At 53.9% G+C, this 23,367-nt stretch carries 22 protein-coding genes; 9 read left to right on the top strand and 13 right to left on the bottom strand.

All coding sequences use genetic code 11. From position 1 onward, the window contains the following. Nucleotides 1–34: 34 nt before the first annotated feature. On the top strand, nucleotides 35–1,024 hold the full coding sequence (locus NR177_RS16975) for a sulfate ABC transporter substrate-binding protein (protein WP_063881059.1): 990 nt from the start codon (nucleotides 35–37) through the stop codon (nucleotides 1,022–1,024). 108 nt (nucleotides 1,025–1,132) lie between these two features. Further along, nucleotides 1,133–1,906, top strand: coding sequence for a CDP-diacylglycerol diphosphatase (locus NR177_RS16980; RefSeq protein WP_256853286.1), 774 nt, complete (start codon nucleotides 1,133–1,135; stop codon nucleotides 1,904–1,906). A 31-nt stretch (nucleotides 1,907–1,937) separates the two neighbouring features. Here NR177_RS16980 and tpiA read toward each other — a convergent pair whose 3' ends face one another. Both tpiA and NR177_RS16990 read right to left on the bottom strand, forming a co-directional pair. Then, nucleotides 1,938–2,705, bottom strand: a complete 768-nt coding sequence (gene tpiA / locus NR177_RS16985) for a triose-phosphate isomerase (protein WP_063877688.1) — start codon at nucleotides 2,703–2,705, stop codon at nucleotides 1,938–1,940. Between the two features lie 120 nt (nucleotides 2,706–2,825). Beyond that, nucleotides 2,826–3,416 (bottom strand): DUF1454 family protein, encoded by a 591-nt coding sequence (locus NR177_RS16990; protein ID WP_256853287.1) that lies wholly within the window; start codon nucleotides 3,414–3,416, stop codon nucleotides 2,826–2,828. Nucleotides 3,417–3,515: 99 nt separating this feature from the next. On the opposite strand from NR177_RS16990, the gene NR177_RS16995 reads away from it, so the two are divergent. Then, the gene (locus tag NR177_RS16995; RefSeq protein ID WP_063877686.1) at nucleotides 3,516–3,950 is read left to right on the top strand and encodes a DUF805 domain-containing protein; all 435 of its coding nucleotides are present in this window, start codon (nucleotides 3,516–3,518) and stop codon (nucleotides 3,948–3,950) included. Here NR177_RS16995 and fpr read toward each other — a convergent pair. Beyond that, the gene (gene fpr / locus NR177_RS17000) at nucleotides 3,941–4,687 is read right to left on the bottom strand and encodes a ferredoxin--NADP(+) reductase (protein WP_241568463.1); all 747 of its coding nucleotides are present in this window, start codon (nucleotides 4,685–4,687) and stop codon (nucleotides 3,941–3,943) included. The genes NR177_RS16995 and fpr overlap by 10 nt on opposite strands. 271 nt (nucleotides 4,688–4,958) lie before the next feature. Between fpr and emrD the strand changes: the two genes are divergently transcribed. Continuing rightward, nucleotides 4,959–6,152 carry a multidrug efflux MFS transporter EmrD gene (gene emrD / locus NR177_RS17005; RefSeq protein ID WP_063877684.1) on the top strand — a complete coding sequence of 398 codons (1,194 nt, stop codon included), beginning with the start codon at nucleotides 4,959–4,961 and terminating at the stop codon, nucleotides 6,150–6,152. Here the strand turns inward: emrD and glpX are convergent. The 3 genes from glpX to NR177_RS17020 all read right to left on the bottom strand — a co-directional run bounded on the left by glpX (nucleotide 6,142) and on the right by NR177_RS17020 (nucleotide 9,637). Further along, nucleotides 6,142–7,152, bottom strand: coding sequence for a class II fructose-bisphosphatase (gene glpX, locus NR177_RS17010; protein ID WP_063877683.1), 1,011 nt, complete (start codon nucleotides 7,150–7,152; stop codon nucleotides 6,142–6,144). The genes emrD and glpX overlap by 11 nt on opposite strands. A gap of 94 nt (nucleotides 7,153–7,246) precedes the next feature. Next, entirely contained in the window at nucleotides 7,247–8,758 is a 1,512-nt protein-coding gene (gene glpK / locus NR177_RS17015) for a glycerol kinase GlpK (RefSeq protein WP_109718192.1), read from the bottom strand. Between the two features lie 30 nt (nucleotides 8,759–8,788). Continuing rightward, entirely contained in the window at nucleotides 8,789–9,637 is an 849-nt protein-coding gene (locus tag NR177_RS17020) for an MIP/aquaporin family protein (protein WP_063877681.1), read from the bottom strand. A gap of 417 nt (nucleotides 9,638–10,054) precedes the next feature. On the opposite strand from NR177_RS17020, the gene zapB reads away from it, so the two are divergent. Further along, nucleotides 10,055–10,294, top strand: a complete 240-nt coding sequence (gene zapB, locus NR177_RS17025) for a cell division protein ZapB (RefSeq protein ID WP_063877679.1) — start codon at nucleotides 10,055–10,057, stop codon at nucleotides 10,292–10,294. 53 nt (nucleotides 10,295–10,347) lie between these two features. Here zapB and rraA read toward each other — a convergent pair whose 3' ends face one another. From rraA to priA, 6 genes are all read right to left on the bottom strand, one after another. Then, a complete protein-coding gene (rraA, locus tag NR177_RS17030; protein WP_063877678.1) occupies nucleotides 10,348–10,833 on the bottom strand; it encodes a ribonuclease E activity regulator RraA in 486 nt (161 codons plus the stop codon). Nucleotides 10,834–10,994: 161 nt separating this feature from the next. After that, a complete protein-coding gene (gene hslU, locus NR177_RS17035) occupies nucleotides 10,995–12,332 on the bottom strand; it encodes an HslU--HslV peptidase ATPase subunit (protein ID WP_063877677.1) in 1,338 nt (445 codons plus the stop codon). 10 nt (nucleotides 12,333–12,342) lie between these two features. Further along, nucleotides 12,343–12,873, bottom strand: a complete 531-nt coding sequence (gene hslV, locus NR177_RS17040; protein ID WP_063877676.1) for an ATP-dependent protease subunit HslV — start codon at nucleotides 12,871–12,873, stop codon at nucleotides 12,343–12,345. A gap of 88 nt (nucleotides 12,874–12,961) precedes the next feature. Then, the gene (gene ftsN / locus NR177_RS17045) at nucleotides 12,962–13,945 is read right to left on the bottom strand and encodes a cell division protein FtsN (protein ID WP_172896832.1); all 984 of its coding nucleotides are present in this window, start codon (nucleotides 13,943–13,945) and stop codon (nucleotides 12,962–12,964) included. A 156-nt stretch (nucleotides 13,946–14,101) separates the two neighbouring features. Next, nucleotides 14,102–15,136 (bottom strand): DNA-binding transcriptional regulator CytR, encoded by a 1,035-nt coding sequence (gene cytR, locus NR177_RS17050; protein ID WP_063877674.1) that lies wholly within the window; start codon nucleotides 15,134–15,136, stop codon nucleotides 14,102–14,104. 164 nt (nucleotides 15,137–15,300) lie between these two features. Beyond that, nucleotides 15,301–17,496: a primosomal protein N' gene (gene priA, locus NR177_RS17055; protein ID WP_145395117.1), complete on the bottom strand. Its 2,196-nt coding sequence runs from the start codon at nucleotides 17,494–17,496 to the stop codon at nucleotides 15,301–15,303. A 225-nt stretch (nucleotides 17,497–17,721) separates the two neighbouring features. Between priA and rpmE the strand changes: the two genes are divergently transcribed. Continuing rightward, on the top strand, nucleotides 17,722–17,937 hold the full coding sequence (gene rpmE, locus NR177_RS17060) for a 50S ribosomal protein L31 (protein WP_006121308.1): 216 nt from the start codon (nucleotides 17,722–17,724) through the stop codon (nucleotides 17,935–17,937). A 72-nt stretch (nucleotides 17,938–18,009) separates the two neighbouring features. Here rpmE and metJ read toward each other — a convergent pair whose 3' ends face one another. After that, entirely contained in the window at nucleotides 18,010–18,327 is a 318-nt protein-coding gene (gene metJ / locus NR177_RS17065; RefSeq protein WP_013027687.1) for a met regulon transcriptional regulator MetJ, read from the bottom strand. Nucleotides 18,328–18,598: 271 nt separating this feature from the next. Between metJ and metB the strand changes: the two genes are divergently transcribed. The 3 genes from metB (at nucleotide 18,599) to metF (ending at nucleotide 23,301) form a co-directional block, all read left to right on the top strand. Further along, a complete protein-coding gene (gene metB / locus NR177_RS17070; protein WP_256853288.1) occupies nucleotides 18,599–19,759 on the top strand; it encodes a cystathionine gamma-synthase in 1,161 nt (386 codons plus the stop codon). A 2-nt stretch (nucleotides 19,760–19,761) separates the two neighbouring features. Then, nucleotides 19,762–22,197, top strand: a complete 2,436-nt coding sequence (locus NR177_RS17075) for a bifunctional aspartate kinase/homoserine dehydrogenase II (protein ID WP_063877670.1) — start codon at nucleotides 19,762–19,764, stop codon at nucleotides 22,195–22,197. Nucleotides 22,198–22,404: 207 nt separating this feature from the next. After that, a complete protein-coding gene (gene metF / locus NR177_RS17080) occupies nucleotides 22,405–23,301 on the top strand; it encodes a methylenetetrahydrofolate reductase (protein WP_172896834.1) in 897 nt (298 codons plus the stop codon). Nucleotides 23,302–23,367: the final 66 nt, after the last annotated feature.

Here is a 23,367-nt window from a genome sequence, read left to right on the forward strand (position 1 = left end):
ACGCTTGTCCCATAATGAACTGGGAGAGTGCGTAATGAATAAATGGGCCATTGGTATTAGCTTGTTACTGGCATCAGGCAGTGTTCTGGCGAAGGATATCCAGCTGTTAAACGTTTCTTACGATCCCACCCGTGAACTGTATGAGCAATACAACAAGGCCTTCAGTGCGCACTACAAACAGGAAACGGGCGATGACGTGGTGGTCCGCCAGTCGCATGGTGGTTCAGGCAAACAGGCGACATCCGTCATAAACGGCATTCGCGCTGACGTTGTGACGCTGGCGCTGCAGTCTGATATCGATGCCATTGCTGAACGCGGTCGTATTGATAAGAACTGGATTAAGCGTCTGCCGGATAATTCGGCACCTTATACATCCACGATTGTGTTCCTGGTTCGTAAAGGCAACCCCAAAGGGATTCATGACTGGAACGATCTGATTAAACCCGGTGTTTCCGTCATCACGCCTAATCCCAAAACTTCAGGTGGTGCTCGCTGGAATTACCTGGCAGCCTGGGGCTGGGCGCTGGATCACAACAACGGCGATCAGGCAAAAGCACTGAGCTATGTGAAAGCCCTGTTTAAAAATGTCGAAGTCCAGGACTCCGGTGCGCGCGGCGCGACCAACACCTTTGTTGAGCGCGGCATCGGTGATGTTCTCATCGCCTGGGAAAATGAGGCGTACCTGGCCGTGAATAAGCTGGGCAAAGACAAATTTGAGATCGTCACCCCAAGCGAGTCTATTCTGGCAGAGCCAACGGTTTCCGTGGTGGATAAGGTGGTTGATGAGAAGGGAACTCGTCCCGTGGCTGAGGCCTATCTGAAGTACCTCTACTCGACCGAGGGACAGACGATTGCCGCCGAAAACTACTATCGTCCGCGCAATGCTGAGGTTGCGAAGAAGTTCGCCAGCACCTTTGCCCCTGTAAAACTGTTTACCGTGGACGACAAATTCGGGGGTTGGGCTAAAGCACAAAAAACCCACTTCGCGGACGGCGGCACCTATGACCAGGTCATGAAGCCGTAACGATTGACTGACACAATCTAAGCCAGCGGAAACGCTGGTTTTTTTATGCGTGACATTCCGGCACTGTCAGGCGAGGATGCTGACTGATTCAGTATGGAGAGGGTAACTATGCAGGCAAATCGTCGGGCCTTCATCATCATTGCGTTTCTGCTGGTGCTTGTCGTGACAGGAATGGGGATAGCTTCCCTTCATGTTAAAGGCAATGCCGATGCGCTTTGGCAGATCGTCAGCGAAAAGTGCGTACCCAATCAGCAGAATAACGGGCAACCCGCGCCTTGCCAGCGAGTCGATCTGCAGCAGCGTTATACACTGCTCAAAGACCGTAACGGCCCCTTGCAATACCTGTTAATTCCCGTTGATAAGATAACCGGCATCGAAAGCCCGCGGTTGCTCAGCACAGCCACACCCAATTTTTTCAGCTTTGCCTGGCAGGACAGAGGCGTAGTGGCGCAGAAATTCGGTTCGCCCATTAAAGACACTGTGCTGTCGCTGGCGATCAATTCCGAATACGGGCGTACCCAAAACCAGCTGCATATTCATATTTCCTGCTTACGGCCCGATGTCCGTCAGCAACTGGATGCACTGGCACCGACTCTCAATGCGCAGTGGAAGGATGTTACCTTTCTGAACCATCACTATATTGTGCGGGTGCTCAGTCAGGCGGAACTGGATCAACAGAGTGTCTTTATCCGGTTAGCGTCTGAAGTCCCGGATGCTAAGAATGCAATGGGGAAATTCGGCATGGCACTGACCGGCTTATCAGATGGTCGTCTGGTGCTGATGGCGGTAGAGCGCAACTGGCTTTTGCTGAATAAGGGATCGGCAGAGGAGGTGCAGGATCACGACTGCGCCCTGCTACAACCCATAAAAAAAGCGGCCTGATGAGGCCGCTTATGCTGTGCTCAATCGCCGGTTAGCGTTGTTTAGCCGCCGCAGCGGCTTTAACGATTACGGCAAACGCATCGGCTTTCAGTGACGCGCCACCAACCAGTGCACCGTCGATGTCCGGCTGAGTAAACAGCTCGGCAGCATTTTTATCGTTAACTGAACCACCGTACTGAATAATCACTTGCTCAGCGATGGCAGCATCTTTTTTGGCAATATGGTCACGAATAAATTTGTGAACCGCCTGCGCCTGAGCAGGTGTGGCTGACTTCCCGGTACCGATCGCCCATACCGGTTCGTAAGCGATGACCGCGTCTTTAAACGCTTCAGCGCCTTGAGTGGTCAGCACAGCATCAAGCTGACGTGCACAGACTTCTTCCGTTTTGCCCGCTTCGTTTTCTGCTTCGGTTTCACCGATGCAAAGAACCGGCACCAGGCCCGTCGCTTTCAACACGGCATATTTTTTCGCAATGAACTCGTCACTTTCTTTATGATAAGTGCGACGTTCTGAGTGACCAATGATGATGTATTTCGCGCCGATATCTTTCAGCATTTCAGCGGACACTTCGCCGGTGAATGCGCCAGAGAGGTTCACATCAACGTTTTGAGCACCCAGTGCGATGTGGCTACCGGAGATGGCATGTTTCGCCTGATCAAGATAGAGCGCGGGCGGGGCGATAGCAACGCCACAACCCTCAACGCCCGACAGTTCTTTACGCAGACCGTCGATCAGTTCGGCTGTCATATGCTTGCTGCCATTCAACTTCCAGTTACCCATAACCAGTGGATGTCGCATTCTATCCTCCGCATAACGCGATACATGAAATGGCGCTGCCCCGGGGCAACGTTGTCTGCCAGACAGTATAGAGATCAAATAACGTCGTGGCTTTGCTTTTCGTCATTTTTGCCCCGACCATCAGGGCGCGGCGAGCGCAAGTTTTACCGGCTCAATGGCAAAGGTTAATCCTTTATCCCCGTTGTCGGAAACCACAAAACGCAGTGCACCTTCAACGTGCTCGTAGTATCGTGAGCCTTTGCCCGATTTAAGCAGCGTTTCCAGCTTTTTACGTCCCTCTTCTGGCGTGAGTCCCGGCACAAAAAAACGTAACAGAGCGGTCATATAATCCATGGCTTTGGCCTGGGACGCACTCTGATCAGGGCCAGGTACCGGGAGCCAGGTGATCTGCAGCGTTTTAATTTTACCCGTGCCAGGCTCAAGCGCCGTGGAAGAGTAAAGCGTTTCGTTAATCTTGGTGGCTGCCCGCGTCAGATCGGTTTTTTCATCGCGGGAATCAATGGCGCGGTACTCCAGCAGCGGCAGTTGTGGATTCGCCAGATTATATTTTTCACGAAACTGGCCGATAGTCATATCCAGCGTGGGCGCACCCGTTAACAGGTAGGGCGCGGTAGGCATATGTTCTGCCTTGTCGAGGGGTGACGGATCGGCAGCAAAAACCGGAACCGTTAGCGCAAGACTCAGCAACAGTACGCCTGGCAAATTCTTCATGTTGTCGGCCCTGACCAATAAACTCGATATCAAATTAGAACGGTTTTTACCTTCAAGGTCAAAAGCGTGCAGCGTAAAATTTTGTCTGGAGGAACGTGCATGATATTACAGCAATGGTTTTTCTCTTTTCGGGGCCGCATCGGGCGCCGGGATTTCTGGCTCTGGCAGGCGATCTGGTTATTGTTAACCAGCGTGCTGTTTTTTCTGGCCGGTAACGATCTGGTGGATACACAAATGGCCGCGTTTGGCATCGTGTGTTTATTGTGGCCCGCCAGCGCCATCCTGGTTAAGCGCCTGCACGATCGCGATCGCCGGGGTTATTGGGCGCTGTTACTGATTGCCGCCTGGCTGCTGATGGCGGGCAACTGGAGCATGACCGGCGATATCCTGCAGTGGGTGATCGGGCGCGTGCTGCCTTTTATCATTCTGGCAGGATTCATTCTGGACCTGGGCGTGTTTCGTGGCACCGCTGGCGACAACCGCTTTGGTGCCACGCCGGTGCCTTTACGTCTGAAACGTGCGAGTTACCAGTAGTTCTCACTGGTGATATGACCGGGCTTGCGCTTGAGGTGCTTGCGCATGCCACGTGTCTCTTTCAACAACTGCTGCGTGTCACGTACCATCTGCGGGTTGCCGCAGACCATCACGTGGCTGGTTTCTGCCTCTATAGGTAAACCGGCCGCCCGCTCCAGCTCGCCACTTTCGATTAATGCCGGCACACGACCGGTCAATGAGCCCATACTTTCTTCACGGCTGACGACCGTAATTACCTGCAGCTTGCCGTTGTAGATTTGCTGAAGTTGCTGCATGAGGGGCAAAAAGCTGAGGTCGGCTGCGTAACGCGCGGCATGCACTAACACGATGTTATCGAAGCGATCCAGACCTTCGCCCTGCTGCAAAATCGACAGATAAGGACCGACGGCCGTACCGGTTGCCAGCATCCATAAGGTCTGACAGTCCGGCACTTCATCCAGGATAAAAAAGCCCGCAGCATCTTTGGTAATCATGACCTGCTCGCCGGGACGCAGCGCCTGAAGATGGGGGCTTAGCTTACCGTCAGGCACGGTGACTAAGTAGAACTCAAGCAGGTCGTCATTCGGTGCATTGACGTAAGAGTAGGCACGTTGCACGCGTTCGCCCTCGATCTCCAGCGCCAGCTTTGCATACTGGCCAGCGCTAAACGGAGCAATGGGTGCCTTAATCCGTAGGCTAAACAGCGCGTCGGTCCAGTTTTTCACTTCCTTTACTTGAGCATTGATCCACTCGGCCATGGTTACTCCTTCAGCGTTGAATCGTCAGGCGAATAAGCATCTTCTCTACTGCACTGGCAGATTACCAGTGTGTCAGGCTGCAAAGGCTCTAATCGACAAACTGTATTGTTAAGTTTACAACCTGGTAGCCATTATTGACGTGAATTGAACACTCACTTTTCATTAATGACTCGCTTTGTCATGAAATCCTGATATTTTCCTGCCACAACCCGTTTCAGCCGTTATTTGTGCTGCTTAAACGTTCATGTTCATACAGACCTTTTGTTCAATCATGATGAAAAAAATAGAAAATCGTCCGTTGCTGGTCATGCTCATTGCGCTGGTTGCAGTAGGGCAAATGGCGCAGACCATCTATGTGCCCGCCATGGCGGCGATGGCGGATGCGCTGCAGGTGCGTAATGGCATGATGCAGCATGTGATGGCGGCGTATTTAATCACCTATGGCGGATCGCAGCTGATCTACGGACCGCTGTCTGACAGCGTTGGACGTCGCCCGGTGATCCTAGCAGGAATGGCGATCTTTATGATCGGCTCGATCACCGCCATGATGGCCTCGTCGCTGGATATGCTGGTGCTCGGCAGTGCGATTCAGGGCGCGGGCACCGGCGTGGCTGGCGTGATGGCGCGTACTATGCCGCGCGACCTCTATAACGGTCATGCCTTACGTCAGGCGAACAGCTGGCTCAACATGGGCGTGCTCGCCAGCCCCTTAGTCGCACCGGTTATTGGCGCGCTGTTAACGCAGCTGTTTGGCTGGCATGCCTGTTTCGCTTTTCTGCTGGTGCTGTGTCTGATCGTGACGATTGCTATGGCGCGCTGGCTACCGGAAACGCGCCCCGTCACTACCGAAGTCACGCCGTTCTTTACGCGCTATATCCGGTTGTTACGCGATGCGAATTTCGTTCGCTATCTGCTGCTGTTGGTTGGCGCGCTGTCGGGCATTGCCGTATTTGAGGCCAGCTGTGGCGTACTTCTCGGTGGCGTGCTTGGCCTGAACAGTTTCACCGTGAGTATTTTGTTTATCTTGCCTATCCCGGCCGCCTTCTTTGGTGCCTGGTTCGCCGGGCGCGAGCAGCGTTCCTGGCACAGCCTGATGTGGTTTGGGGTAAACAGTTGCCTGCTGGCGGCGGTGCTCATGTGGGTACCGGCCTGGTTTGGCATCATGACTATCTGGACACTGTTGGTACCGGCATCGCTGTTCTTCTTTGGTGCGGGTATGTTGTTTCCCCTGGCGACATCCGGCGCAATGGAACCTTATGCCTGGCTGGCAGGAAGCGCGGGCGCATTGATTGGTGGTCTGCAGAACCTGGGTTCCGGGCTGGTGGCTTCGCTGTCGGCGCTCATGCCACAGCGCGATCAGTTCAGCCTTGGCATGCTGATGTTTATTACTGCCCTGGTGATGTTGCTATGCTGGCTCCCGCTTTCACGGCAGCCAGCCGGCGAAAATCATGCGGTTACAGGATAAAGGGGTGCAGTGCGGGATCTTTGCGGTCAAGATAATGCACTGACTGGATGCGGCGAATCGTGCGCGATTTGCCGCGAATTAACAGGGTTTCGCTGGTGGCCATATTGCCCTGACGGGTAATGCCTTTCAGCAGGTCGCCGCTGGTGATGCCGGTGGCGGCAAAGATCACGTTATCGTTACGCGCCATCGCCTGGAGTGGCAGCACCTTGCCGGCTTCAATCCCCATGCCGGCACAACGCTTCAGCTCATATTCCCCAATCCGCCGGTTCTCTTCGCTGTCACCTTTTACATCATGCCGGGCCAGTAATCTGCCCTGCATATCCCCATCCAGCGCACGAATCACCGCAGCGGACACCACGCCTTCAGGCGCACCGCCAATGCCGTACATCACGTCAACTTCACTGTCGGGCATACAGGTAAGAATGGAGGCCGCCACGTCCCCATCCGGGAAAGCGAATATCCGTACGCCCAGCTGCTTAAGCTGTTGGATAACGGCGTCATGGCGCGGCTTCGCCAGAATGGACACGGTGAGCTGTGACAACGGCTTATTCATGGCGATGGCAATATTGCGCAGATTGATCTCAAGCGGCAGATCCAGATTGATATGACCGCGCGCCGCCGGGCCGACGATAAGCTTCTCCATATACATGTCAGGCGCATGAAGAAAACTGCCTCTGTCCCCGACAGCCATAACGGCAAGCGCATTCGCCTGTCCCATGGCCGTCATACGGGTGCCTTCAATAGGATCAACGGCAATATCCACCGCATCGCCCTGGCCGGTACCGACTTTTTCGCCGATGTAGAGCATCGGGGCTTCATCAATTTCCCCTTCGCCAATCACAATCTGGCCGTCGATCTGGATGGTATTTAAAACATGGCGCATGGCGTGGACGGCTGCACCGTCGGCTTCATTCTTGTCGCCGCGCCCTAACCATTTATAACCAGCCAGTGCAGCAGCTTCGGTTACGCGGGAAAATTCAATGGCAAGTTCTCGTTTCATTGCATGTACCTGACAAAAAACAGGCTGGCAGTTTAGCGGAGGGAGGAGGCGGGGAAAAGACCCGCGACGGTGGACGTCGCGGGCGTAGTGCGTATTACTCTTGTTCTTCCCACGCTTGCGCGCGAGCAACCGCTTTCTTCCAGCCAGCATAACGGAAGTTACGCTCTGTGGTTTCCAGGGTTGGACGGAATTCGCGCTCAATAACGGCTTTGGCGCGGACTTCTTCCAGATCCTGCCAGAAGCCCACGGCCAGACCCGCCAGATACGCGGCACCCAGTGCAGTCACTTCACGCACTTCAGGACGCTCAACGCGTGTACCAAGAATGTCTGACTGGAACTGCATCAGGAAGTTGTTGGCAACCGCACCACCGTCCACACGCAGTGCCTGCAGGCGCGTGTTGGCATCATTCTGCATGGCTTCCAGGACGTCACGCGTTTGGTAAGCAATGGACTCCAGCGTTGCACGGATGATGTGGTTAGCATTGGCACCACGAGTCAGGCCGAACAGCGCGCCACGTGCATAGGGGTCCCAGTAAGGTGCGCCCAGGCCGGTGAAGGCGGGAACCATATACACACCGTTAGAATCTTTCACTTTCATTGCAAAGTATTCAGAGTCAGCGGAATCGCTGATCAGCTTCATCTCATCGCGAAGCCACTGAATGGCCGCGCCACCGATAAAGACCGCGCCTTCCAGTGCGTAGTTGACTTCGCCACGCGGACCGCAGGCGATAGTCGTCAGCAGGCCATGCGTTGAGGTGACCGCTTCGGTGCCGGTATTCATCAGCATAAAGCAACCGGTACCATAGGTGTTTTTCGCCATACCCGGCTGGACGCACAACTGGCCGTAAAGCGCCGCCTGCTGGTCGCCTGCAATACCCGCGATAGGAATACGCGTACCGCCTTTACCACCAATGTTCGTCTGCCCGTAAACCTCAGACGAGGATTTCACTTCTGGCAGCATCTCACGCGGAATATCAAGGATCTCCAGCATGCGCTCATCCCACTCAAGCTTATGGATGTTGAACAGCATGGTACGTGAGGCGTTGGTGTAATCGGTGATATGGACACGGCCCTGGGTCATCTTCCACACCAGCCAGGTGTCAACCGTACCAAACAGCAGCTCGCCACGTTTTGCACGATCACGCGCGCCTTCAACGTTATCCAGAATCCACTTAACTTTGGTGCCGGAGAAGTAAGGGTTAATCACCAGACCGGTGGTTTTCTGAATATACTCTTCCAGACCTTCTTTCTTAAGCTTATTACAGTAGTCAGCAGTACGCGGGTCCTGCCAGACGATGGCGTTGTAGACCGGCTTACCGGTTTCTTTATCCCAGACAATGGCGGTTTCACGTTGGTTCGTAATACCAATGGCCGCAATTTCATCAGAACGAATATCGGCATGGGCAAGGACTTCAACCAGTGTAGAACTCTGTGATGCCCAGATATCCATTGGGTCGTGCTCTACCCAGCCCGCTTTCGGATAGATTTGGGTAAATTCGCGTTGCGATACCGCCACAATGTTCGCGTCATGATCCAGCACAACAGCACGTGAACTGGTAGTGCCCTGATCGAGAGCGACGATGTATTTTTTATCGGTGGTAGTCATAAATTCATTCCTGATGATAAAAAGTGTAACTTACGCTTTACGTTCATGCGCGGACGCAATCGGTTTGTCACTGGTTGGTGTGGCGATCACCGCACCCGGTAAATGGCGGCCAATCAGGGCGCGATAACCAAAGGCACCCAGGCAAGCACCGACCAGTGGGCCAAAAATTGGCACAAGGAAATAAGGAATCTGATGACCGCCAGTGAAGGCAATGGTGCCCCAGCCAGCCAGCCACTCAAATACTTTCGGACCGAAGTCACGTGCCGGGTTAAGGGCAAAGCCGGTCAGGGGACCCATAGAGCCGCCAATAACGGCAACCAGAAGGCCAATCAACAGCGGTGCCATCGGGCCACGCGGTACGCCATTGCCATCATCGGTCAGCGCCATAATCACGGACATCAAGACAGCAGTGATCACCATCTCTACCAGGAAGGCCTGACCTACGCCAATCTGTGGATTAGGGTAGGTAGAAAAAATGCCCGCCAGGCTCAGGCTTTCAACTGAACCCCGTACCATGTTATGACTTTGTTCGAAATTGATAAACAAGCTGTAGTAAAGTCCGTAAACCAGCGCCGCGCCACAGAAGGCACCCGCAACCTGAGACAGGATATAAGGCAATACCTTACGACCTTCGAAATTCGCGAAAAGGCAGAGTGCGACAGTAACGGCGGGGTTGAGATGGGCACCTGACACACCTGCGCTGAGGTAAACCGCCATAGAAACGGCCAGCCCCCAGATGATACAGATTTCCCATTGGCCAAACGTGGCACCAGCCAGCTTAAGCGCGGCAACGCAACCCGCGCCAAAAAACAGGATCAAACCGGTACCCAGAAATTCGGCAATACACTGACCTTTGAGTGTGGTTGTAGTCTGACTCATGATAGTTGTTCCTGAAGCGAGGTTAAATTTTATCAGTTTTTGTTCTCATTCCTTGAGCCGCCCATCTTTAATGTAGGGCTGATGTTAATTTATCGTTAACGAGCATAAACGAGAAATAGCGAAATCGATTTTTGTGTGGTCTGTCAAAAAAATGCGCGTTTTCGCGTGTTTTGGTTTTCCTTAAGCGCCATTCAGGCCGTTTTCAGCAGCGTTATTCCGGCTTCGCTAAGCAAACGTACGGAAAAGGAACATTTTAGGGATAGGCTGAAAAATGTTACTGACGGCGGTCTGCAGGCCCGCGTTGCTGGACTTGCGTGATGAGGCTACATACAATCGGGACAACGTTGCTGGTAAACGCCTTTTGTGCGAAAGCTGGCATCATCAACGCCTTGCAGGATTTTAGGAGAGGTCAGAAAGATGTCATTTGAAGTGTTTGAGAAACTGGAAGCAAAAGTACAGCAGGCGATTGATACTATCACCTTGCTGCAGATGGAAATTGAAGAGCTGAAAGAGCAGAACAACAACCTGCGTAACGACGCGCAGAATGCTGCTGGCAACCATGAAGCACTGGTGCGCGAAAATCAGCATCTGAAAGAGGAGCAGCATGTCTGGCAAGAACGCCTGCGTGCGCTGTTGGGAAAAATGGAAGAGGTATAAGCCTCAACTAATGCGAAAAACGGGTGCTAAGCACCCGTTTTCGTTTGCCGACATTATTCTATGTCGAGCGGATCTTCCGATAAAATCATACCGGTATTATCGGCATAGAGATGGTCGCCTGAGAAGAAGGTGACGCCACCAAAATTGACGCGCACATCGCTTTCGCCAATGCCTTCACCTGCAGCGCCTGCCGGAATAGCGGCGATAGCCTGAATGCCAATCTCCAGCTCTTCCAGCTCGTCCACCTGACGCACTGAACCGTAAACCACGATGCCTTCCCACTCGTTTTGCGTCGCCAGCCGGGCAAGTTGTGCGTCCACTAAGGCGCGGCGTACCGAACCACCGCCATCAATCAGCAACACGCGGCCCCGACCGTTTTCTTCCAACAGATCGTAAAGCAGACCGTTGTCTTCAAAACATTTCACTGTGGTTATCTGACCGCCGAATGAGGTCCGCCCACCGAAATTTGAAAAAAGCGGTTCAACAACATTCACGTCTTCGTGGTAGATGTCGCAGAGTTCAGAAGTATCGTATTTCATAAGGGTTTCGTCTGTTTGCCACAGGAGCGCTAAGTATATCGCTTTATGTCAATTGTTGGCAAAATCATCAGCTTTAAAAGACCTGTATTGCATCAAGCGCATGCAGAAAAAAGCCCAACCAAACGGGCTGGGCCTTGATACAACACATGGACAGGCGAGCGTTACAGAATAAAGCGGCTCAAATCTTCATCTGCCACCAGTTCATCCAGATGCTTGCCGACGTACTCTGCGTCGATGGTGACGGATTCGCCGCTACGATCGCTGGCGTCATAGGAGACGTCTTCCATCAAGCGTTCCAGCACGGTATGTAAACGACGTGCACCGATATTCTCGGTGGTTTCGTTTACCTGCCATGCCGCTTCGGCGATACGGCGGATACCGTCATCCGTGAAATGGATACTCACGCCTTCGGTATTCATCAGTGCTTTGTACTGTACCGTAACCGAGGCATTAGGTTCGGTCAGGATGCGTTCGAAATCATTAACCGTCAACGCCTGGAGTTCAACACGGATCGGTAAACGGCCTTGCAGCTCAGGAATCAAATCTGACGGGCTGGCAACCTGGAACGCACCCGACGCGATAAACAGGATATGGTCAGTTTTGACCATGCCGTGCTTGGTCGATACGGTACAGCCTTCCACTAGTGGCAAAAGATCGCGCTGTACACCTTCACGAGATACATCCGGGCCGCCCGCGTTTTGTCCGCCGCGCTTACAGATCTTGTCTATCTCATCAATGAAGACGATGCCGTGCTGTTCAACCGCGTCGATAGCATCCTGTTTCAGCTCTTCCGGGTTCACCAGCTTGGCGGCTTCTTCTTCAATCAGCAGCTTCAAGGCTTCTTTGATTTTCAGCTTACGCGGCTTCTGTTTCTGACCGCCCAGATTCTGGAACATCGACTGCAACTGGCTGGTCATTTCTTCCATTCCCGGCGGTGCCATGATTTCAACGCCAGGGCCGGTTGCGGCTAAGTCGATCTCGATTTCTTTGTCGTCGAGTTGGCCTTCACGCAGTTTTTTACGGAAAGCCTGACGAGCAGAAGAGGGCTCGCTGGCTTGTTCGGCTTGTCCCCAGTTGTTTTTAGCCGGTGGAATCAGCACATCAAGGATGCGTTCTTCCGCCATTTCTTCTGCACGGTATTTGTTCTTTTCGATAGCCTGGCTGCGCACCATTTTGATGGCGGAGTCAGTCAGGTCACGAATAATGGAATCAACTTCTTTACCCACGTAACCCACTTCAGTGAATTTCGTGGCCTCAACCTTGATAAACGGCGCGTTGGCCAGCTTCGCCAGACGACGGGCGATTTCGGTTTTACCGACACCGGTCGGGCCGATCATCAGAATATTTTTGGGTGTCACTTCGTGACGCAGCTCTTCGTCCAGCTGCATACGGCGCCAGCGGTTACGCAGGGCAATAGCCACGGCGCGCTTGGCGCTGTCCTGGCCAATAATAAAGCGGTTCAGCTCGCTGACGATTTCGCGTGGAGTCATCTCAGACATGTTTAGATCCTTACGACTTGGACGTTAATTCTTCAAAATTAACGTTGTGGTTGGTGTAGATGCAAATATCGCCAGCGATATTCAGCGATTTCTCAACGATGTCGCGTGCGCCTAAGTCAGAGTTTTCTAACAGCGCACGCGCAGCTGCCTGGGCGAAGGGACCGCCAGAACCGATAGCAATAAGGTCGTTTTCAGGCTGAATGACGTCACCGTTACCACTGATAATCAGTGATGCCGATTCGTCCGCCACTGCCAGCAGGGCTTCCAGACGGCGCAACATTCTGTCGGTGCGCCAGTCTTTGGCCAGCTCAACGGCTGCTTTCACCAAATGGCCCTGATGCATTTCAAGTTTGCGTTCGAAGAGTTCAAACAGGGTAAAGGCATCTGCGGTGCCGCCAGCAAAGCCGGCAATCACTTTATCGTTGTAAAGACGACGCACTTTTTTGACGTTGCCTTTCATTACGGTATTACCGAGCGTAGCCTGGCCATCACCGCCAATCACTACCTGGCCGTTGCGTCGAACACTTACTATTGTTGTCACGGGCAGACCCCTTTTACTGTCGGAAAAAAGCTCCGCGCCCAAGGCGCGGAGGATCATGCAGACAGATATGGGGTAGGTTTGACGGGTTTCAACCCCCAACGGCGAGCGGAATGCAGCCGGAATGTCCTGAAGCGCGCAGACGTTTTAGCGTGCTGTCTGCGCTGGCGCGGTCTTTGAAGGGCCCTACCACGACACGATTCCATCCGCCGCCGGACGTCAGACGGCTTTCAAAACCTTCAAACGCCAGCGCAGCGCGCACCGATTCCGCCTGTTCTGTTCCCTTGAAAGAGCCACACTGCACCATCCAGCGCTGCGTAGCGGCTTTTTCGGCCGGTTTCGCTTTCGCGGTTTCCTGCGTTTTAGGCTGAGCGGCAGGTTCACGCGTGACAGGAGCAGGTTGTGTCTGTTGCACGTTCTGCGTGGGCTGTTGCTGACGCTGAGTATGCTGTTCCTGCAACGGCTGCTGATGCTGCTGCTGTACCTGTTGCTGGCGTTGTTGTTGCTGTTGTTGTACCTGCTGCTGGCGTTGCTGCTGCTGTTGTTGTATCTGCTGCTGACGCTGCTGCGACTGCAGTTGCTGCTGTTGAAGTTGCTGTTGTCGCTGGAGTTGCAGCGTTTGCTGACGTTGTGCAGGCGTCTGCTCGTTCCACGGCACTTCATTCAGTTGGGTGGGTTGCTGGCGCATATCCGCCTGCATTTGTTCAAGCAGCTGGCGTTGCTCATCGGTGAGCTGTGTATGTGACTGCACTTCGCCACCGGAGGTCGGTTCACTTGGCGTCGGTACAGTGACCTGGCGGTTTTCCAGCTCTTTTATGTACTTCCAGCGCTCTTCAGGCTTTGGCGGTAAGCCATTCCCGTTGGCTTTATGATCCGTAATAACCGGCACATCTTCTTTTTTATGATGCGCCAGGAACCATAAACCACCGGCAAAGGTCACTAATACAGCAACCGCCAGTACAATCATTATTTTAGAGGTGCCTGAACCGCTTTTTGTTTTTTTGCCACGGCTGGGGCTTTTTTTGCGACGCGTCCCTGTTGAACGCCCGCGGCCTACATAATCTTTTTGTGCCACTCTCGTCCTGATACCCTTGAAAATATGATGCCACGTAGGCGAATCCGTTGTTACTGCACGCCCGGCAAGGAGCCCGCCATGTTACTTAAGGGCTGGAACTTTGACCAGCAATGATAGCCTTAAGAATCCCCTGAAAATAGCGGAACATTTTACTTATCACTCATCCTTTTTTGCCAATGTTGTGCTACCACGGACCACCAGTTCAGCATCCAGCAATGTCGAACCATTGTGAACGCCATGACCCTGTAATTCATTCAGTAACAGCCGTACGGCTTCACGACCAATTTCAAAACACGGTTGTTTCACCGTGGTGAGCGGTGGCTCGCAGTAGCGCGACAGTTCAATATCATCAAAACCCACTACCGACAGGTCTTCGGGCACGCGCAGGCCCATGCGTTTTGCCTGACTGATAGCGCCAATGGCCATGATATCGCTATGACAAAACAGGGCGCGCGGCGGTTGCGGTAAAGCCAGCAGCTGATTCATGGCGGCAACACCCGATTCAAAGGTGAAGTCGCCTCGGACGATATAAGTCGGTTCCACGCTGATCCCACTGCGGCGTAACGCCTGTACATAGCCCTGCAGGCGATACTGACAGAGCGCAACGTCTTCCGGGCCGGTCAGACAGGCAATACGTTTATGACCAAGCTGCAGCAGATGATTGACTGCTACAAACGAGGCCGTCAGGTTGTCGATATTGACTGTTGGCAATGACATTTCGGGCGCAAATTCAATCGCCATCACCATCGGTGGGAGATTGCGCTGTTCATCAGGACTCACATCGAAAGGTAACTGCGCGCCGAGCAGCACAATGCCGTCGATCTGACGAGTCAGCATCAGGTTTAAAAACGTCCATTCCTGCGGTTTTTGATGAGCACAGTCGCCGATAAGCACCAGATAGCCGGCCTTCGACGCGGCTATCTCGACGCCCCGAATAATTTCACTAAAAAAGGGATCGCAGATGTTGGGGACGATCAGCAGAATAGTTTGTGTGTCGTTGCGTCGGGCATTGCGGGTTACACTCTGAGCGGTATAACCGACGGCAGCGACGGCCTGTTCGACTTTCTGACGCGTCGCCGAAGAGACTTTTTCCGGATTCATTAGCGCACGCGACACGGTGGCGGTCGAGACGCCGGCTTTTTCTGCGACGTCTTTCATCGTGGCGGCGGCCGACGGTTGATTCTGATCCAACACATGCTCCTGATGCGTAATCGCGCATTCAACGTTCGTATCGTCTGATGTGAAAACAAGCCTGGCACTATTGTTATCGATTGGGCGGCAGGGCCGTTACTTAATTTGCATAAAAATTGTGACTTATGCGACGTATTTCGATCCCTCTCACAACCTCACCGGACTCAGCTTTCGGTCGGATCAACATCCAGCGTCCACTTTACCTTGCGCGATGCAGGTAACGTACTTATCAGCGGTAACGAACTGCTCAACAGCTGTTGCAGGCGTTTCCGGGACGGATGTTGTACCAGTAACTGCCAACGCCAGCGGCCACTTCGCTTAGGTTGCAGCGCAGGCAGCGGCCCCATGAACCACATTGACGCGTCCTTAAGCGGGCTGGATTCCAGCATATTGCGTAGCTGTTGCAGAAATTCTGCAGCCTGATGATTATCTAAATCTTCTGCACGGAACAGGGCATGATGCGTCCACGGTGGTAAAAACACCGACTGACGTTCCAGCAGGGTTTGTTGTGCGAAAGCGAAGTAACCCTTGTGAAGCAGGGTTTGCAGAAGCGGGTGCTCAGGATGGTGAGTTTGCAGCAAGACCTCGCCCTGCTTACCGGCTCGCCCTGCGCGGCCGGCAACCTGAGTATAGAGCTGAGCGAAGCGTTCCGCGGCCCGGAAGTCAGCGGAAAACAGTGCACCATCCACGTCCAGCAGCGACACCAGGGTGACATCAGGAAAATGATGCCCTTTTGCCAGCATCTGCGTCCCCACGAGAATACGCGCGCCGCCGCGATGCACATCGGCCAGATGCTGTTCGAGCGCGCCTTTACGGCTGGTGGTATCACGATCGATACGCGAAACCGGCACGCCGGGGAATAATGTTCCCAATTGTTGCTCAAGCTGTTCCGTCCCGACGCCCACGGGGAGTAAATGGGTGGAACCACATTGTGGGCACTGATTGGGCAACGGCCGCTGGCTGTCGCAATGGTGGCAGCGCAGTTGGCGATGATGCTGATGCAGGGTGTAATAGCGATCGCAGCGTTGGCACTCAGCAATCCAACCGCAATCGTGGCAGAGCAGCGCTGGTGAAAAACCACGGCGGTTAAGAAACAGCAATACCTGGTTATCTGCTTTCAGGTGCTGACGCATTTTAGCGATCAAGGCAGGTGCGAGGCCGCCGACCAGTTGTGCGCCTTTCAAATCGATAAGCTGCTGCAGAGCAGGTTTGGCATTACCGGCGCGTTTCATCAGGTCAAGCTGACGGTATTTCCCGTTACGAACGTTATGCAGTGTTTCCAGCGCCGGTGTGGCGGACCCCATGATAATAGGAATATTTTCTTCATGGGCGCGGAACACGGCCAGATCGCGTGCCTGATAGCGCCAGCCTTCCTGCTGTTTGTAAGAGCTGTCGTGCTCTTCATCAATAATGATCACGCCCGGACGTGCCATCGGTGTAAACAGGGCTGAACGTGTGCCAATGATGATGGCATTTTCGCCCCTGCGCGCCCGCAACCATACAGAAAGGCGCTCGCTGTCATTCAGGGCGGAATGCAGCACATCCACCGGGGCATCAAAACGCTCGCGGAAACGGGCAATCGTTTGTGGCGTCAACCCAATCTCCGGTACCAGCACCAACGCCTGCCTGCCTCTGGCCAGCACGTTTTCCAGTACGCTGAGATACACTTCGGTCTTACCTGAACCGGTAATCCCTGCCAGCAGCCAGGCCGCATAGTGTTCATCTTCACTTCGCATCGCGCCGACCGCCGTCGCCTGATCGGTGTTCAGCCGAAGACGTTCACCTTTAACGGCAAAGCTGCTGCGCCAGTCATGCATCTGTGGCTGATGCTCATGCAGTTCACACAATCCTTTGGCGCGCAGTGCCTGCATGGCAGCATCGGTAAGGTCATGCTCACTCACTTCGTGGCGATAAAGCGGCTGCTGTCTGAGCGTTGCAAGCCCTTGCTGTTGTTTAGGCGCCCGCTTAAGGCTTTCCGGCGCGGTGGCGCGGCCCTGCTCGGTAATTTCCCAGCGCCATAAAGGATTATCCTGAGCGGGTTTACCTTGCCTCAGCAGCACCGGTATGGCATGGCTCAGTACCTCGCCGAGAGGCGAATGATAGTAGTTCGCGGCCCAGTGAAGAATCCGCCACAGCGAGGGCGGAAATAGCGATTCGCTGTCCAGTACGGCAATGACCTGCTTGAGCTGTGCTGCCGGCAGGTCGCTTTTGTCAGGTAACGCGACCACAATGCCGGTCATTTTTCGGTTGCCAAAAGGCACGATCACCCGACCACCGATGACTGGCTGCACGCCGTCAGGAGGCAGATAGTCAAACAGGCGAGGAAGGGGAACGGGCAGGGCAACCTGAACAACGGGCATAGCAATCTCTTTCCGGTTCATCTAGCAGGGCGGTTAGTGTACACGCTGGCACGCGCGGGGTGTATCTCAGGTGACATTTGCAGCATCAAACATTAGCCTGTATAATATGCCGCCTTCGGTAAGAAAGACCTTGCCGGAGTACACCATTAATGTTCAATCGCGTGTGGTGCTGCGCAGGTTCAAATCCTGGCGCGGAGAGCGACACGGCCTTATATGAGGTTTCCCATGAAACAAGGTATTCACCCAAAATACGAAGCAGTTACCATCAACTGTACTTGCGGCAACGTGATTCACACTCGCTCTACGCTGACTCACGAACTGAACCTGGACGTTTGTGGTAAGTGCCACCCGTTCTACACCGGTAAGCAGCGTGAAGTTGCCACTGGTGGCCGCGTTGACCGCTTCAACAAGCGTTTCAGCGTGCCAGGCACCAAAAAATAAGAAACGGCATTCGAACATCTGTTCGGCGGCAAGAAAAACCCAGCTCAGGCTGGGTTTTTTTATGTCTGAAAATCAGTATTCCCAGGTATCCGGGTCGATGCCCATGTCGCGCATGATTTTTTTCGCAGCTTCCGGTATTTCATCGTTACGTTCTTTACGAAGATCGACATCATTGGGTAACGGTTGCCCGGTAAAAGCATGCAAGAAGGCTTCGCACAGGAGTTCACTGTTCGTTGCGTGACGCAGGTTATTGACCTGACGACGTGTGCGTTCGTCAGTCAGAATTTTCAGCACGCTTAACGGAATTGACACCGTAATTTTTTTAACCTGTTCGCTCTTTTTGCCGTGCTCAGCGTACGGGCTGATATATTCGCCGTTCCATTCAGCCATGGGATACCTTAATCAATAAATGTTAAAAGTTACGAAATCAGCCGATTATGCCTGATTTTCTTCTACCTGACCCCTTCTCTGGCGGGTTTCTTCGTTCAACTTCTGCGACAAATGTGGTTGAACGCCAAGTATGGGCGCATAATTTTAGCGGTTATTGCGACGATGCTCAATCTATACGCAAAGACATTTGGATGTCCAGATGTATTGACGTCTAAAAGCAAGGTGATATCCTGTCGTCAGATTATTTCACACTTCAGGAACAGTTAGCCCTATGACGCGTAAACAGGCAACCATCGCAGTGCGCAGCGGTTTGAATGACGACGAGCAATACGGCTGCGTTGTCCCGCCCATCCACCTTTCCAGCACCTATAACTTTCATGACTTCAATGAACCCCGTGCCCATGATTATTCCCGGCGCGGTAACCCAACGCGCGATGTGGTGCAACGCGCGCTGGCAGAACTGGAAGGCGGAGCGGGGGCGGTACTCACTAATACCGGCATGTCGGCCATTCATCTGGTCACCACGGTGTTCCTGAAGCCAGGCGATCTGCTGGTTGCGCCACACGATTGCTATGGTGGCAGCTATCGTCTGTTCGACAGTCTGAGCAAACGCGGTGCCTACCGGGTGAAATTTGTCGATCAAGGCGATAAAGCCGCACTGCAGGCGGCGCTGGACGAGAAACCTAAACTGGTGCTGATTGAAAGTCCCAGCAATCCTTTGTTGCGCGTCGTTGATATTGCCTCGATTTGCGAAGCTGCGCAGGCTGCGGGTGCCGTCAGCGTTGTGGATAACACCTTTATGAGCCCGGCCCTGCAAAATCCGCTGGCACTGGGTGCCGATCTGGTGATTCACTCCTGCACTAAATACTTAAATGGTCATTCCGATGTGGTGGCCGGTGCCGTGATTGCCAAAGATCCGCAAGTGGCGACTGATTTAGCCTGGTGGGCAAATAACATTGGCGTCACCGGTTCCGCCTTTGACAGCTATCTGCTGTTGCGCGGAATGCGCACCCTGGGGCCGCGTATGGCAGCCGCGCAGCGTAATGCGTTAGCCATTGTTGATTATCTCAAGCAACAGCCACTGGTGAAAAAGTTGTATCATCCGTCACTGCCTGAAAACGTGGGTCATGAATTCGCCGCGCGTCAGCAGCGCGGATTCGGTGCCATGCTCAGCTTTGAGCTGAAGGGTGACGAAGCCCGGTTGCGCCGTTTTCTTAAAGCACTTGAGTTGTTTACGCTGGCGGAATCGCTGGGTGGCGTTGAGAGCTTAATTTCACATACTGCGACCATGACGCATGCAGGCATGTCTGCAGAGGCCCGTGCCGCAGCAGGTATCTCTGAAACCTTGCTCCGTATTTCAGTAGGTATTGAAGACCACGACGATTTAATTGCCGATTTGGATAATGCATTCCGGATCGCAGCCGAGGATTGATCATGACGATTTCAGCAGGCGCAGGAACGCCAAACAACAGACAGCTCCACAAGTTTGGTGGCAGCAGCCTTGCAGATGCACGCTGCTATCAGCGTGTTGCCAGCATCATGGCGGATTACAGCCAGCCTGGCGATATGATGGTGGTATCGGCCGCAGGGTCGACGACCAATCAGCTGATTAGCTGGCTGAAACTGAGCCAAAGTGACCGCCTGTCCGCACATCAGGTGCAGCAGACATTACGTCGCTATCAGAGTGAGCTAATCAGTGCACTGTTGCCTGCTGAAATAGCCGAGCCCTTAATTACCGCCTTTATTCGCGATCTCGAAAAACTGGCCGCGCTACTGGATGGTGACATCACAGAAGCGGTGTATGCGGAAGTGGTTGGGCATGGTGAAATCTGGTCGGCACGTTTAATGTCAGCGGTGCTGAACCAGCAGGATCTCCATGCCTGCTGGCTGGACGCGCGCGATTTTCTGCGGGCGGAACGTGCCGCGCAGCCTCAGGTGGACGAAGGTAAATCCTGGCCCTTGTTACAAACGCTGCTGGCCCAGCATCCGCATAAACGCATCGTGGTGACCGGTTTTATCAGCGGCAACGATGCCGGTGAAACGGTCCTGCTGGGGCGCAACGGGTCTGACTATTCAGCCACTCAGATTGGCGCGCTGGCGGGCGTGGGACGCGTCACTATCTGGAGTGATGTGGCGGGCGTTTACAGCGCCGATCCACGCAAAGTCTCTGATGCCTGTCTGCTGCCGCTGCTGCGTCTGGATGAGGCCAGTGAGCTGGCGCGCCTTGCCGCGCCAGTGCTGCACACCCGCACCTTACAACCAGTTTCGGGCAGTGATATTGATTTGCAACTGCGCTGTAGCTATCAGCCTGAGCAAGGCTCAACCCGCATCGAGCGCGTCCTTGCGTCCGGTACGGGTGCCCGCATTGTCACCAGTCACGACGATGTGTGCCTGGTTGAGATCCAGCTTCCCGGGCAGCACGATTTTGCTCTCTTCAAAAAAGAGATCGATCAACTCCTGACGCGCGCGCAGATGCGGCCGCTGGCGATGGGCATCCATCCTGACCGTCAATTGCTGCAACTTTGCTACACCTCTGAAGTGGTAAACAGTGCCTTTGCCCTGTTGCAGGATGCAGGCTTGCCCGGACATTTGCAGTTACGCGAGGGTTTAGCGTTGGTCGCCCTGGTCGGAGCTGGCGTTACCCGCAATCCGTTGCACACGCACCGTTTCTGGCAGCAGTTGAAAGATCAGCCAGTGGAATTCATCAGCCAGTCGCCGGAGCACATCAGCGTGGTTGCGGTGCTGCGCGTTGGCCCCACTCAGCATCTCATTCAGGGGCTGCACAGCTCGCTGTTTCGTGCGGAAAAACGCATTGGCCTGATGCTGTTCGGCAAGGGCAATATCGGTTCACGCTGGCTGGAGTTGTTTGCCCGTGAGCAGGAAACGTTGTCGGCACGCACCGGTTTTGAGTTTGTGCTGGCAGGTGTCGTGGACAGTCAACGCAGCCTGCTGAGCTATGACGGTCTGGATGCCAGCCGTGCACTGGCCTTCTTTGACGATGAAGCCGAAGCGCGCGATGAAGAATCGCTGTTTCTGTGGATGCGGGCCCATCCGTATGATGACCTGGTGGTGCTGGATGTGACGGCCAGTCAGCCGCTGGCACTGCAGTACCTGGATTTTGCCAGCCATGGGTTTCATGTGATCAGCGCGAATAAGGTGGCGGGCGCATCGGATACGCAAACCTGGCGTGAGATTCGGGATGCCTTTGAAAAAACCGGTCGTCACTGGTTGTATAACGCCACCGTGGGAGCCGGGCTGCCGATAAACCATACGGTGCGCGATTTACGTGAAAGCGGCGATACCATTCTGTCGATTAGCGGCATTTTCTCCGGCACCCTGTCCTGGCTGTTTTTACAGTTTGATGGCACGGTACCGTTCACCGAGCTGGTGGATCAGGCGTGGCAGCAGGGATTAACAGAGCCGGACCCGCGCGTCGATCTGTCGGGTCAGGACGTGATGCGTAAACTGGTTATTCTGGCCCGTGAGGCCGGGTATAACATCGAGCCGGATCAGGTGCGCGTCGAATCGCTGGTCCCACAGAATTGCGAAGGTGAATCAGTCGATCACTTTTTCGAGAATGCGGATGAGCTGAACGAACAGATGCTGCAACGGTTTGAAGCCGCGCAGGAAATGGGGCTGGTTCTGCGTTACGTGGCGCGGTTTGATGCCAACGGCAAAGCACGCGTGGGCGTCGAAGCGGTGCGCCTGGAGCATCCGCTGGCCGCATTACTGCCCTGCGATAATGTGTTTGCCATCGACAGCCGCTGGTACCGCGATAACCCGTTGGTGATTCGCGGGCCTGGTGCGGGCCGTGATGTCACTGCCGGCGCTATCCAGTCTGATATTAATCGCCTCGCACACCTGCTCTGACCCCACTTTTCTTCAGGCGCTTCGGCGCCTGTCCTGCAATGAATCCTCCTACATGAAGCCTTTTCACGTTGCGTGAAGATTTGTCACCTGCAGTGATGATTTATATGTTGACGCTAATGCGTGAATCGTTCATTTTGAATGTCTGGACGTCTAAACGTATAGATGTGTTCGGGTGAATAGTTAACCGATGTGGTCGGAGGTAGCAGGATGAGTTTCTTTCATGCCAATCAGCGCGAGGCACTCAATCAGAGCCTGGCAGAGCTAAATGGTCGGATTAATGTCTCTTTTGAGTTTTTTCCGCCACGTACCAGCGAAATGGAAGAAACGCTGTGGAACTCCATCCATCGCCTGAGCAGCCTGAAACCCAAATTTGTCTCCGTGACCTATGGTGCGAACTCGGGTGAGCGCGACCGCACGCACAGCATTATCAAAGGCATTAAAGATCGTACCGGCCTGGAAGCGGCACCGCATCTGACTTGTGTTGATGCCAGCCGCGATGAGCTACGTGATATTGCTCAGGATTACTGGAACAACGGCATTCGCCATATTGTTGCGCTGCGTGGTGATCTGCCTCCGGGCAGCGGCAAGCCGGACATGTATGGCTCCGATCTGGTGTCTCTGCTCAAAGACGTGGGGGAGTTTGATATATCCGTTGCAGCCTACCCGGAAGTCCATCCGGAAGCGAAGAGTGCGCAGGCCGACCTGATCAACCTGAAACGCAAAATCGATGCTGGCGCTAACCGTGCCATCACCCAGTTCTTTTTTGATGTTGAAAGCTACCTGCGTTTTCGTGACCGCTGTGTTTCCACCGGTATTGATGTCGAGATTGTGCCGGGCATTCTGCCCGTCTCTAACTTCAAACAATTGCAGCGCTTCGCCACCATGACTAACGTGCGTGTGCCGGGCTGGATGAATGCGATGTTTGCAGGGCTGGATGACGATCCTGAAACGCGCAAAATGGTGGGGGCGAATATCGCCATGGACATGGTGAAAATTCTGTCACGCGAAGGCGTAAAAGATTTCCATTTCTATACTCTCAACCGGGCAGAAATGAGCTATGCCATATGTCATACGTTAGGTGTACGTCCTACACTGGCGGCCTGATAGTGGCAGACGCATACAAAACGACGCGGGTGCGTCGGTTTAGAAAGGCAGCAACAGAGAGATAAA

Origin of the sequence: Pantoea sp. Fr+CA_20 (assembly GCF_024520835.1) — a bacterium.
In the GTDB taxonomy this organism is placed as follows: Bacteria; Pseudomonadota; Gammaproteobacteria; order Enterobacterales; family Enterobacteriaceae; genus Pantoea; species Pantoea allii.

What these genes read in the sequence shown, in the direction of transcription:
- NR177_RS16995 (WP_063877686.1), top strand. Translation starts at nt 3,516, where the DNA reads ATGATATTACAGCAATGGTTTTTCTCTTTTCGGGGCCGCATCGGGCGC.
- metJ (WP_013027687.1), bottom strand. Translation starts at nt 18,327, where the DNA reads ATGGCTGAATGGAACGGCGAATATATCAGCCCGTACGCTGAGCACGGC.
- metF (WP_172896834.1), top strand. Translation starts at nt 22,405, where the DNA reads ATGAGTTTCTTTCATGCCAATCAGCGCGAGGCACTCAATCAGAGCCTG.
- NR177_RS17020 (WP_063877681.1), bottom strand. Translation starts at nt 9,637, where the DNA reads ATGAGTCAGACTACAACCACACTCAAAGGTCAGTGTATTGCCGAATTT.
- rpmE (WP_006121308.1), top strand. Translation starts at nt 17,722, where the DNA reads ATGAAACAAGGTATTCACCCAAAATACGAAGCAGTTACCATCAACTGT.
- metB (WP_256853288.1), top strand. Translation starts at nt 18,599, where the DNA reads ATGACGCGTAAACAGGCAACCATCGCAGTGCGCAGCGGTTTGAATGAC.
- priA (WP_145395117.1), bottom strand. Translation starts at nt 17,496, where the DNA reads ATGCCCGTTGTTCAGGTTGCCCTGCCCGTTCCCCTTCCTCGCCTGTTT.
- glpK (WP_109718192.1), bottom strand. Translation starts at nt 8,758, where the DNA reads ATGACTACCACCGATAAAAAATACATCGTCGCTCTCGATCAGGGCACT.
- zapB (WP_063877679.1), top strand. Translation starts at nt 10,055, where the DNA reads ATGTCATTTGAAGTGTTTGAGAAACTGGAAGCAAAAGTACAGCAGGCG.
- glpX (WP_063877683.1), bottom strand. Translation starts at nt 7,152, where the DNA reads ATGAAACGAGAACTTGCCATTGAATTTTCCCGCGTAACCGAAGCTGCT.
- NR177_RS16975 (WP_063881059.1), top strand. Translation starts at nt 35, where the DNA reads ATGAATAAATGGGCCATTGGTATTAGCTTGTTACTGGCATCAGGCAGT.
- hslU (WP_063877677.1), bottom strand. Translation starts at nt 12,332, where the DNA reads ATGTCTGAGATGACTCCACGCGAAATCGTCAGCGAGCTGAACCGCTTT.
- NR177_RS16980 (WP_256853286.1), top strand. Translation starts at nt 1,133, where the DNA reads ATGCAGGCAAATCGTCGGGCCTTCATCATCATTGCGTTTCTGCTGGTG.
- NR177_RS17075 (WP_063877670.1), top strand. Translation starts at nt 19,762, where the DNA reads ATGACGATTTCAGCAGGCGCAGGAACGCCAAACAACAGACAGCTCCAC.
- fpr (WP_241568463.1), bottom strand. Translation starts at nt 4,687, where the DNA reads ATGGCCGAGTGGATCAATGCTCAAGTAAAGGAAGTGAAAAACTGGACC.
- emrD (WP_063877684.1), top strand. Translation starts at nt 4,959, where the DNA reads ATGATGAAAAAAATAGAAAATCGTCCGTTGCTGGTCATGCTCATTGCG.
- rraA (WP_063877678.1), bottom strand. Translation starts at nt 10,833, where the DNA reads ATGAAATACGATACTTCTGAACTCTGCGACATCTACCACGAAGACGTG.
- tpiA (WP_063877688.1), bottom strand. Translation starts at nt 2,705, where the DNA reads ATGCGACATCCACTGGTTATGGGTAACTGGAAGTTGAATGGCAGCAAG.
- NR177_RS16990 (WP_256853287.1), bottom strand. Translation starts at nt 3,416, where the DNA reads ATGAAGAATTTGCCAGGCGTACTGTTGCTGAGTCTTGCGCTAACGGTT.